8 protein-coding genes are annotated in these 8944 nt (G+C 64.1%); 5 read left to right on the top strand and 3 right to left on the bottom strand.

Going from position 1 to position 8944, the window contains the following annotated elements; translation table 11 throughout:
* Positions 1–5 precede the first annotated feature (5 nt).
* Positions 6–494: a Uma2 family endonuclease gene (locus tag IAE77_RS10695; RefSeq protein WP_294225937.1), complete on the bottom strand. Its 489-nt coding sequence runs from the start codon at positions 492–494 to the stop codon at positions 6–8.
* Between the two features lie 42 nt (positions 495–536).
* The gene (hisC, locus tag IAE77_RS10700; protein ID WP_294225940.1) at positions 537–1631 is read right to left on the bottom strand and encodes a histidinol-phosphate transaminase; all 1095 of its coding nucleotides are present in this window, start codon (positions 1629–1631) and stop codon (positions 537–539) included.
* 91 nt (positions 1632–1722) lie between these two features.
* Here hisC and IAE77_RS10705 point away from each other — a divergent pair, with 91 nt between their 5' ends.
* On the top strand, positions 1723–2979 hold the full coding sequence (locus IAE77_RS10705; RefSeq protein ID WP_294225942.1) for an MgtC/SapB family protein: 1257 nt from the start codon (positions 1723–1725) through the stop codon (positions 2977–2979).
* Positions 2980–2989: 10 nt separating this feature from the next.
* On the opposite strand, the gene IAE77_RS10710 is transcribed toward IAE77_RS10705, so the two are convergent.
* A complete protein-coding gene (locus IAE77_RS10710; protein WP_294225945.1) occupies positions 2990–3184 on the bottom strand; it encodes a hypothetical protein in 195 nt (64 codons plus the stop codon).
* A gap of 222 nt (positions 3185–3406) precedes the next feature.
* Between IAE77_RS10710 and IAE77_RS10715 the strand changes: the two genes are divergently transcribed.
* The 4 genes from IAE77_RS10715 (at position 3407) to IAE77_RS10730 (ending at position 7990) form a co-directional block, all read left to right on the top strand.
* Positions 3407–3886: a C-type lectin domain-containing protein gene (locus IAE77_RS10715; RefSeq protein WP_294225948.1), complete on the top strand. Its 480-nt coding sequence runs from the start codon at positions 3407–3409 to the stop codon at positions 3884–3886.
* 101 nt (positions 3887–3987) lie between these two features.
* Complete coding sequence (locus IAE77_RS10720) at positions 3988–4971, top strand: J domain-containing protein (RefSeq protein ID WP_294225952.1); 984 nt, start codon at positions 3988–3990, stop codon at positions 4969–4971.
* 1 nt (position 4972) lies between these two features.
* The gene (locus IAE77_RS10725) at positions 4973–5224 is read left to right on the top strand and encodes a chaperone modulator CbpM (protein ID WP_294225954.1); all 252 of its coding nucleotides are present in this window, start codon (positions 4973–4975) and stop codon (positions 5222–5224) included.
* A 90-nt stretch (positions 5225–5314) separates the two neighbouring features.
* A complete protein-coding gene (locus IAE77_RS10730) occupies positions 5315–7990 on the top strand; it encodes a cation-translocating P-type ATPase (RefSeq protein WP_294225957.1) in 2676 nt (891 codons plus the stop codon).
* Positions 7991–8944 lie beyond the last annotated feature (954 nt).

An 8944-nucleotide genomic window follows, 5' to 3' on the forward strand; every position in this document is an offset into this window, starting at 1 on the left:
TGAAATCACTCCCACTGAATCTGGAGCGGGAACTCAGGGCAGAGCCGGGATTTCACCGCAGGCTCCGCCGCATCATGGAGGAAAAACTCAAGCCGACCATTCTCGTCACACAACCAGACCTCCTGGGCACCCTGGGCAAAGTAGAGCTGCATCTTGGCGAGCATCTCATAGCGTCGATTTCCAGGAGAAGTGACCTCCACGCAAATCTCGGGAGCGATGGGCAAGGCGACCGAATGACGATGAGGCCTCGCACGTTCAACGGAGATCCATGCGACATCAGGCACCTTGATGCCGTCAGTGGTTTGGATCGCTGCCTCGGCGAGAATTCGACCGTGTGGAAGAAGACGCTTGAGCGTGAAACCGATTTCCCCCTGGTAATCACTGTGCCAATACGAGGCCGGACTCATGACAATCTGGTCAAAGCGGTTTGTTTCGATCTTGTAGGGCAGGTCTTGGAGAGACTTGTCCGCGCAAATGTCGGCCCATGAAAGCATGGTTGACGAATAACCTCCTGGCCTGCGACACGCAAGCGCCCATTACCGGCCAAGCACCTGCTTCAGCACCTCGATGCAGCGTTCATTCTGCGGCATGGTGCCGATGGAGATGCGGACCCACTCGGGGAGCTTGTAGGCGGCCATGGCGCGGACGATGACGCCCTTGTCCATCATGGCTTTGAAGACCGCGTTGCCATCGCCGACTTTGACGAGCACGAAGTTCGCGTAGCTCGGGATGTATTCGAGGCCCATCGCGCCAAATTGCTTCTGCAGGTAGTCGCGGCCTTCGTCGGTGATGCGTTTCGTCTTCGCCTGATGCTCTTCATCGAGCAAACCGGCCAAAGCGCCTGCCTGGGCGATGGAATTGAGGTTGAAGGGCTGCCGCGTGCGCTGGAGCACGTCGATGAGTTCCTTGTTGGCGATGCCGTAGCCGACACGCGTGCCGGCGAGGCCCTGGATCTTCGAGAAGGTGCGCAGCACGACGACATTCCGGCCTTCGCGGACGTATTTGAGCGTGTCCGGCGGATTATCGAGGAACTCGTAGTAGGCCTCGTCAAAGACCACGACGACATGCTCCGGCACCTTGGCCATGAAGCGGTCGATCTGCTCCTGCGTTACGAGTGTGCCGGTGGGATTGTTCGGATTTGCGATGAAGACCTCTTTGGTGTTCGGCGTGATCGCGGCGGCCATCGCGTCGAGATCGTGCACGTAGCCGGGATCGGGCACCTCGATGGTGTCCGCGCCGAAAACCTTCGCCATGAGCTTGTACACGAGGAAGGCGTGCTCGGCAGTGATGATGTTGTCGCCGGGCTTGAGGAAGGCGTGGCCGATGAACTCGATCACTTCATTCGAGCCGCAGCCCATGATGAAGTTGCCCATTTCGAGGCCAAACTTCTCGGCGAGGGCGTTGCGCAGCTTCCACGAGGCGCCGTCCGGGTAGATGTGGACCTCTTCCACGGCCTTTTTCATCGCCTCGACCGCCTTCGGGCTTGGTCCGAGCGGATTTTCGTTCGAGGCGAGCTTGATGATGTCCTCGGGCTTCAAACCCCGTTCACGGGCGACGTCTTCGATGGGTTTTCCGGGTTCGTAGGCGACGAGATCTTTGAGCTGCGGGTTGGCGTAGTTCCAGATGGACATGGTTGGAGGCTTGAAGAATCTTTCCTTGGACTGGGAACGCGCGGATGGCAAGCACGCGTCGCGACCGTGTCTGGCAAACGTTTACTGATAGATGCCCACCACCCTGCCCCAACCTCTGGAAACCCTGCAATCGCTGGCCGTGGCGCTGGCGCTGGGGCTGCTGGTCGGATTGCAGCGGGAATGGGTGCGCAGTCGCGTCGCGGGCATCCGCACCTTTGCCATGGTCTCCCTCTTTGGCGGGCTCAGCGGGCTGCTGGCCATCGCTTTCGGCGGCTGGGTCATCGCCGCGGCCCTGGTGGCGATGGCGGGGCTGGTGATCCTGGCGAATCTGTCCGAGCGGAAGCTGGACGACGCCGATTTCGGCCTCACCACGGAGATGGCCATGCTGGTGATGTTTGCCGTGGGCACGCTTTCTGTTCTGGGGCACCGGCTCACTTCGGTGGTGGTCGCCGGCACGGTGATGCTGGTGCTCCACAGCAAGAAACCGCTGCACCGCATGGTGCACCACATCGGAGCCGGTGATCTGCGCGAGATCGCGCGGCTGGTGCTCGCCGGGCTCGTGATTCTGCCGGTGCTGCCGAACAAGGACATGGGTTACCTCGGCGTGCTGAATCCATTTTCCATCTGGCTGATGGTGGTGCTCATCGTCGGCATCAGCCTCGCCGCCTATCTGGCGCGGAAGTTCCTCGGTCCCGCGAAGGGCGCGGCGCTGGCCGGTATTTTCGGCGGTCTGGTCTCCAGCACGGCCACCACCGCCAGCCTCGCCCGCCGCAGCAAGGATGCCGGTGCCTCCGGCCTCTCGCTGGCCGCCATCGCTCTGACCGCGTCGGCGATTGTGTTCGTGCGGGTGATGGTGGAGGTGGTCATCGCCGCTCCTGAGCATCTGCAGGCCATGCTGCCACCGGTGGGGCTCATGATGCTGTGGTTTGTCATCATCGCCGTCGTCAGCAACCGCATCGCCGCCAGGAAAGGCGGGCACCGCACGCCCGAGACACCGCCCTCGGAGCTGAAAAGCGCGGTGCTCTTCGGCCTGCTCTACGCCGTCGTGCTGGTGATCGTCGCCACCGCCCGGCAACACTTTGGCGAGTCGGCATTGTATCTCGCTGCAGGCATCTCCGGCCTCACGGACATGGATGCCATCACGCTGTCCACGGCGCGGCTGGTGAACACCGGGCACCTGGAAACCGGCACCGCCTGGCGCATGATCCTGATCGGCGGCATGGCGAATGTCGTGTTCAAATCAGGCCTCGCCCTCGTCCTGGGCGCCCGGGCGTTTCTTCTCCCGCTGCTGGCCGGGATGGGCGCATCGCTCGTCGGCGGGGCGATGATCCTCGTGCTGTGGCCGTGAGTGGATCCTGTCAGCCGCGTTTCTTCCGCGGCTGATCATGCCGCTCGAGTTTTCGCTGAGAAATGCGCGAGCCCATGACCCGATGGGTCGTCTGGCGGATCTCGGTCCGTCCCGGGCTGCCGTGTGTGCCCCGTGCGCCGGGATTTTCGGTGGTGTGAATCGCCTCGGTGGCGGATTTCTTGGGCGTCTTCAGGATGGCGGTCACGCCAGTGGTTGCGCCCTTCTTCTTTTTTGCTGCTGAGGCAGAGCTGGATGTCGCTTTCATAGCACTGATCGCTACTTCCTTTCTCCCCGGTTTTCTCCTCACGCCTTGGCGGGAGATGAGCCTCCCTTGCAGCGGTTCCACCGCGCCGGGCGCTCGCAGGGATCATGGGAGGACCTGTTTCGGCTTGCGTCTGCCGCGCGGTTATCCCAGCCTCGGCCTCTCATGAAAATCCGCGTCGTACTTTTGCTGCTGGCATGGCTGGGCATGCTCCAAGCTCAACAACCCTCCGCTCCGAAGCCGCCCCTGGGGCTGCCGGCCGATGCCAGGCTGTTCAACGGCAAATGGTATGCCGTCATCCTGGAGAAGGCCAACTGGCATGTGGCGCAGACCCGGTGCAAGCAGCGCGGCGGACAGCTCGTCGTGATTCAAGACGAACCCACCCAGGCTTTCATCAAGTCATTGACCAAGCTGCGTGTCTGGCTGGGTGCCACTGACGAGAAGGTCGAGGGCCGGTGGATCTGGTCAGACGGCACAGAGATGACCTTCACCGCCTGGGAGGACGGTCAGCCCAACAACCGGGATGGCAAGGAGCCGTGTCTGCGAACCGGCACGGACGGCCGGTGGTGCGATCACCCGAAGGAATGGAACGCCTACGCGCACGTTCCCGTCGTGGGCTACATCTGCGAGTGGAAGGCGAAGTAGATCCGGAGACGGCCGCGCAAAGAATAAAAGGCCAATGACAATGACATCAACGCTTCGAGGTCGCATTCTCGTATCGTTGATAGACTGTCGATCCCCAAACCATGGCCGCCCAATTCAAAGACTACTACACAACGCTCGGCGTCTCGCGTGACGCGACGCCGGACGACATCAAGAAAGCCTTCCGCAAACTGGCCCGGAAATACCACCCTGACACGGCGAAGGACAAGAAGGCCGCGGAGGAGAAGTTCAAGGAGATCAACGAGGCGAACGAGGTGCTCAGCGACCCGGAGAAGCGTCGCAAATACGACCAGCTCGGCGCGCGTTGGAATGAGGCCGGCGGATTCGAGCCGCCACCCGACTGGCAGCAGGCCGGCGGCCCCGGAGGCGGCTCGTCGCAGGAGTTCCACTTCGGCGGCACGGGCTTCAGCGATTTCTTCGAGCAGTTCTTCGGCGGCGGCAGCCGTTACGGCTTCCCCCGCGGCCAGGGCTTTGAGGAGGAGTATGGCGGTGCCACGCGGCAGGGACGGGCGCGACGCGGCCATGACATCGAGGGCGACATCCTGGTGACGCTGGAAGAGGCCATGCACGGGACGCTGCGGCCGATCTCCCTGCAAACCACGAACCGCCAGACAGGCCAGGCGCAGACCCACGAGTTCCAGGTGCGCATCCCGCCCGGTGCCACGGACGGACGCCGCATCCGCGTGCCCGGCCAGGGTGAGCCGGGACGTGGCGGCGGTGAGGCGGGCGATTTGTATCTGCGCGTGCGGCATGCCGCGCATCCTGACTTCACCACGCGGGAGGCGGACCTGCATCACGAGCTGGACGTGGCGCCGTGGGAGGCGGTGCTCGGGGCGGAGCTCATCGTCCCCACGCTGGATGGTTCGATCAAACTGCGCGTGCCCGCCGGAACGGCCGACGGCCAGCAACTGCGGGTGCGCGGCAAAGGCCTGCCCAAGGGCAAGACCGGCGAGCGCGGCGACTTCTTTGTGACCATCAATGTGGTGCTGCCCACACAGGTCAGCGAGGCCGAGCGCAAGCTGTGGGAGCAGTTGCGTGCCACCTCCACCTTCCAACCCCGCGCCTGACATGAACTCTCACGCGTCCGCCCACTCCGTTGACACGCTGGCCGAACTCAGCGGCGTGTCGTCCCAGACCATCCTGGAGTATCAGCAGCAGGGCCTGATCCAGCCGGATTTTGATGACGACAGCCTGCGCCTGCTACGCCGCGCGGAGTTTCTGCGCGAGGCCTGCGAGATGAACGTGCGCGGCGTGAAACTGCTCAGCCACCTGCTGGATGAAGTGGAACGACTGCACCAGGAATTGCGCCGCCGACGCTGATTATTGGCAGAAAATGACCGAAGGTGGCGGACAGCATGACGGCCACGGCCGATTTCAGGACAAACCCGTGACAGCGTCCGTATTCACCACATGCCTGCGATTCCCGCACCGAACTGGCACACCATCGAAGCAACCAACGCAGCCGAGTCACTCCAGACCGACCTGCATGCAGGCCTGACTTCCGCCGAAGCGGCCAGACGACTGGCGGATCAAGGACCGAACGAACTGGCCACCATGCGTGCGCCTTCGGCGTGGGTGGTGCTGGGCCGGCAGTTTCACAACGTGCTGGTGTGGATCCTCATCGGCGCGGCGGGATTGTCCGTGGCTCTGGGAGAAACCGTGGAGGCCATCGCCATCGGCGTGATCGTGCTGCTTTCGGTCGTGCTGGGCTTTGTGCAGGAGTTCCGGGCGGAAAAGGCCCTGGCAGCCTTGCGGAGCATGAGCGCCCCCCATGCGAACGTGCTGCGCGATGGCCGCGAGGAGGTCGTGCCATCGCGTGATCTCGTGCGTGGCGACATCGTGTTTCTTCGCGCTGGCGACCGTGTGCCGGCTGACATGCGCCTCATCGAAGCGGCAAACTTGCGGGCTGATGAAGCGCCGCTCACGGGCGAGTCGGAGCCTGTGGACAAGCAGGCGGATCTTCTCGTGGAGGCCGATTCGGCGCTCGGCGACCGGCGGAACATGGCCTTCTCCGGCACCGCCATCGCCCACGGTCGCGGGCGCGCGATGGTCACAGCCACGGCCTACGACACAGAGTTCGGCCAGATCGCCCACATGCTGCAGACGGTGGACGAGACGCGCACGCCGTTGCAGCAGAATCTGGATCACATCGGCAGGATGCTGGCCCGCTCCGCCTTGGTGGTCATCGTATTGATCGTGGCGGCAGGGCTCCTGCGCGGCCAGCCGTGGGTGGAGGTGGTGCTGTTTGGCATCGCCCTCGCGGTCGCGGTGGTGCCGGAGGCCCTGCCGGCCGTGGTCACGATCTCGCTGGCCATCGGCGTGCAACGCATGGCCCGGCGCAATGCCCTGGTGCGCAAACTGCCCGCCGTGGAGACCCTGGGCTGTGCCTCGGTCATCTGTTCGGACAAAACGGGCACGATGACGCGGGATGAGATGACCGCGCGGCGCATCGTCACCCGGGATGAGAGCCTGGAGATCACCGGTGTCGGTTATGATGCGAACGGCGGCTTTCAGCGCGATGGCAGCCAGGTTTCTCCCTCCGGGAGCGCCATCCACCTGCTGCAAGGCGGCGAACTGTCCTCCGACGCGCATGTCGTGTTCGATGAGACGGAGAAAGAGTGGGTCGTGCAGGGCGATCCCACCGAAGGCGCGCTGGTGGTGGCGGCGCGGAAGGCCGGAATCGATGTGGATGCGCTGGAGCAGGAGTTCCCACGCATCGGCGAGGTCCCCTTCTCCTCCGAATCGAAGCGCATGACCACGCTGCACACCGGACCGGACGGCGTCCGGGCGTATGTGAAGGGCGCGGCCGAGATGCTGCTGCCAAACTGCACACACGTGGCCGGAAATGACGGCGACAGCGAACTCGATGACGCCACGCGGCAGCGTTTTTCCGCCGCCGCCGCCGACATGGCCGGCACCGGCCTGCGGGTGCTCGCCATCGCCTGGAAACGCTGCGAAAAACTGGCCGATGCCGAAGAGGGGCTCACGCTGCTGGGCCTCGTGGGCCTGATGGACCCGCCCCGCACGGAGGTGAAAGGCGCCATCGCCCAATGCCGCAGCGCCGGCATCGAGGTGATCATGATCACTGGCGATCATCCCGTCACCGCGAAGGCCATTGCGGGCGAATTAGGCCTCACCTCCGGCAAACGCCTCGCCACCGGCACCGAGGTGGAGGCGATGAGTGACGAGGAGCTGCGCGCCCAGGCCGCTGGCATCAACATCTTCGCCCGCGTCTCTCCGGCGCACAAACTGCGCATCGTCCAGGCCTTGCAAAAGAGCGGGCAGGTCGTGGTGATGACTGGAGACGGCGTCAACGATGCTCCAGCCCTCAAACAGGCGGACATGGGCGTGGCAATGGGCATCTCCGGCACCGATGTGAGCCGGGAGGCCGCGGCGATGACCCTGACCGATGACAACTTCACCTCCATCGTCGCCGCCGTGGAGGAAGGCCGCGGCATCTACGACAACATCCGCAAGTATCTGAACTACCTGCTGTCCTCGAACGCGGGCGAGATCCTGCTGCTCGGCGGCGCTGCCTTCGCAGGCCTGCCGCTGCCGCTCACCACCGTCCAGATCCTCTACGTGAATCTGGCCACCGATGGCCTTCCGGCGCTGGCACTCGCCCTCGACCCTCCGGCGGATGACTTGATGCAGCGGAAGCCGCGCTCCCCCCGGGCCACGCCATTTGATCGTGAATCCGTCACCCTCATCCTCGTCGGTGGCGTGTGGTCTGCGGTGGTGAATTTGGGGCTCTTCTTGTGGGCGTTGGATTCCGGCCACGAGCTGGCCAAGGCGCAGACCATGGCCTTCGTGTCGCTGGTGCTCATCCAGTTCCTCAAAGGCTACAACTTCCGCACCGGCCTGCTCAGCATGTTCCACCGGCCCTTCGCCAACCGCTGGCTGAACGCCGCCGTGGCCTGGGAACTGGTGCTGCTGCTCGTCATTCTCTACTGGCCGGTCATGCAGGCCCCCTTCGGCACCCTGGGATTGACCTGGCACGAATGGCTCGTGGTGCTGCTCGTCAGCGCATCCATCTGCCCCGTGCTGGAGCTGGTGAAAGCCTGGCTGCGGCGGAAACGGCACTGATCGCTCACGGAAACCTGCCACGAAGGTCCCAAGGTGATTCGCAAGGACGGCGGCTCTGCGTCTTGTAGCTCGGTATTCCGATACCGAGCCGACGCCGTCGCGGAAACCGGCCACGAAGGCCCCAAGGTAATTCGCAAGGACGGCGGCTCTGCGCCATGTAGCTCGGTATTCCGATACCGAGTCGATGCCGTCGCGGAAACCTGCCACCCAAGGTAATTCGCAAGGACGGCGGCTGTGCGCCATGTAGCTCGGTATTCCGATACCGAGTCGATGCCGTCGCGGAATCGGAATTCCGCGCTACAACACCGGCCCGATGGAGCCCGAGGGCCCGGAAGGGCAGACATCCCTGGCTCAAAGTGCCAAAATGGCTGCCTTTAACCTTCCGGCGGGTGACGAAACCCCTGTGCGGGGCCGCAAAGAGCCTGTGCGGGGGCGCAAAGAGCCTGTGCGGGGGCGCAAAGAGCCTGTGCGGGGCTGCAGAGAGCTTGTGCGGGGTCGCATAGAGCCTATGCGGGGTCGCAGAGAGCTTGTGCGGGGTCGCAGAGAGCTTGTGCGGGGCCGCATAGCGGTTGTGTGGGGCCGCAGAGAGCTTGTGCGGGGCCGCATAGCGGTTGTGCGGGGTCGCAGAGAGCCTATGCGGGGTCGCAGAGAGCCTATGCGGGGTCGCAGAGAGCTTGTGCGGGGCCGCATAGCGGTTGTGCGGGGTCGCATAGAGCCTATGCGGGGTCGCAGAGAGCCTGTGCGGGGCCGCTGAGAGCCTCTGCGGGGTCACAGAGCGCCTATGCGCTGGCACTTTGACGCTCTGCGCTATCACTTCGAGGCTGTGCGCTGGCACTTCGACGCTGTGCGCCAGCACTTCGGGCCTGTGCGTTAGGCCGTGTTTGAAAACCTCTGCCGCAGAGCGGCAGCCGTCTCGTTGCCCGGCCTTTGAAGGCCGGGAGAGGATGCGGGTGA

Origin of the sequence: Prosthecobacter sp. (genome assembly GCF_014879935.1) — a bacterium.
Lineage (GTDB): Bacteria > Verrucomicrobiota > Verrucomicrobiia > Verrucomicrobiales > Verrucomicrobiaceae > Prosthecobacter.